Source organism: Marivita sp., from assembly GCF_051251565.1.
Lineage (GTDB): Bacteria > Pseudomonadota > Alphaproteobacteria > Rhodobacterales > Rhodobacteraceae > Marivita.
This window is the reverse complement of sequence record NZ_JBPOFB010000072.1, coordinates 1-2,264: the sequence shown is the minus strand read 5'-3', so window position 1 is coordinate 2,264 and position 2,264 is coordinate 1. Positions and strand designations below refer to the sequence as shown.

The following is a 2,264-nucleotide window of genomic DNA, read 5'->3' as shown; positions in this document are numbered from 1 at the left end:
GGCCAGAGATTTGGCGCATCGGGGAATCGCTGCGCTTCGAGCGCGACACCGGCGTGACTGATCCCGACACCGTCGTAGACCTGAAGCCCAGGCTGATCGGTCGAAAGCGACAGCTTTGCAGACGGTCCTTCGAGGATCGCGGCGGGCTCGGCCCCGGGGATCAGGCAGAAATTTGTATCGAGCGCATCCGACGCATTGCCGTTCAAAACCACGCCATTACGAAACTGCGCCGGGTCGAACTCTCCGGTCGGGAGCTTTGCTTTATCGACCTGCGTGACGGTGTCGGCCGCGACCGTCAGACGATGGCCCGCGACGGTGGGACCGGGCCCCATCCGCCAATAGCTGTGATTGGTCAAATTGATGATCGTCTCGCGATCGCTGGTCGCACCAAGCGTCAGCGACAGGCTCGCCGCATCGAGCGAAAACCGCGCAGTCAGCACCCTGTTGCCCGGAAAGCCGCCGTCGCCATGCGCGAGGTTCAGCCGCAAAAGCGCGCTGCCTGCATCGCTCTCGACCAGATCCCAGAGGTATCGGTGGATCCCCGCCGCGCCGCCGTGAAGCGTGGTTGAGGGCGGCTCGTTCACGGTGAAACGGTGCGGCGCGCCTGCGATTGTGGCCGCCGCATCGCGTATCCGATTGGCGACGGGTCCGACGATTCCGCCGTTGAAACTGCTGTCCGCGAGATAGGCCTCCAGCGAAGACATGCCGAGGCACAGTCCGTGTTCGACGCCGTCCAATCTCACATCTTCGAGGATCGCGCCAAATGTGAGGATACTTACGCGAAGCCGATCGTTTTGCAGGGTGATCCGCTTCACCTCCCGGCCATCGGGCAGGATGCCGTAGTGGCGCGGTTTCACAATGGCAACCGCAGGATATCGGCAGCGGCGATGTCGTGACCTTCAAAATTGGCGGCGGTGTCGCCGTAGTTGAGCACGATGCGGTGGCTCTCGGTGTCCCGGATGCGGACCCCGCCAGGCAGGTCCATTGTGCCGATTTCGCACGCCTCGCAGATCGTGCTGAGCAGACCATCCCAGCCGGCCTCATCCGGCCATCCGGCGAGATAAGTGAGATTGCCCGCGATCATTGCCGCTGGGCGGCCATCTTCGAGCCGTGTCACGATATCCGCGCTGCCTTCGAGATGCTCGAACCAGCGGATCAGATTGCCACCGGTCGACAGTGGCAGACGCTCAGACGGTGGCAGGCTTTCGTTCAGGACGCTGGTGCACTCGAGACCGGGCAGGTCCGGCCCCATCGGAGTGGGGATCGACAGATGTGCGGTCTTGAGATCGCTGCGCGGTCCAATCAGGGCGTGGCCGTCGAAGGCTCCGATAGCTGCGCGCAGCGGATCGGAAAGCCGCATCAGCCCCGGCGCGAGCACCAGGCGATAGCCGTTCAGATCAGCGGTGTCAGGTGGCAGGATATCGATGTTCAGCCCCAGCTTCCGCAATGCCCGGTAGGCGTCGAAGGCCAGACGGAAGCCGTCGAAATCCTTGCCCTGCGGTTGTGCCTGCCACGCCCAGCAGCTTTCGTAGTCGAAGATCAGTGCGGCTTGTGCCGGTGCACAGCCTGCCTCGGGCATCTCCTCGATTTCGCGCGCGACCTGCGCGCATTCCGCCAGCGCGGGGGCGGGCGCGCCGTCGGGGCGCAACAGACCCGCGTGCATCTGCTCCTGTGCAAACGGGGCCTGCCGCCAGCGGAAATAACAGACCGCCTCGGCGCCATGGGCGAAGGCCTCCCAGGCCCAGAGCCGGGCCATTCCCGGCAGCGGTGCGGGGTTCCACGGTGCCCAGTTCACCGGTCCGGGCTGCTGTTCGATCACCCACCAGCGGCCTTTGCCGACAGTGCGGTAGAGATCGTGGTGAAACGCCTGAAGATCCGGATCGCCCTGCCGCAGGTAGCGCGATTTATGCGCGGCGTCCGCCTCGAGCCGGTCGGACAGAAAGCCGATGGGATAGCTGTCCCAGGTCGCGATATCGAGGTCGGCGCCGAGCTTGAAATGATCGAAGGAAACCTCGCGGCCCATGTAGTTGTGTAGAAGGTCGGCATCGGTCAGCGGGCGCAGGGCATCGACCTGCGCTCGGTTGAAACGGGCCACCTGATCCGATGAAAACCGCGCGAAATCCAGAACGTGAGATGGGTTGGGTTCCGTCACCGTCAGGTTCGGCAGGCCGATCTGCGCAAAGTCGTCATACTCCATCGACCAGAACACATTGCCCCATGCGTCGTTCAACGCATCAGGGGATTGGTACTTTTGTGCCAACCAG

Annotated in this window: 2 protein-coding genes; both read right to left on the bottom strand. The window is 63.8% G+C overall.

What is annotated here, in order from left to right:
* Positions 1–857: aldose epimerase family protein (locus ACSHXH_RS19470; protein ID WP_435673458.1), on the bottom strand; the 857-nt coding region annotated here is incomplete at its 3' end.
* On the bottom strand, positions 854–2,264 hold a 1,411-nt coding region (locus ACSHXH_RS19465; RefSeq protein WP_435673457.1), incomplete at its 5' end, for a beta-galactosidase. The genes ACSHXH_RS19470 and ACSHXH_RS19465, both read right to left, overlap by 4 nt.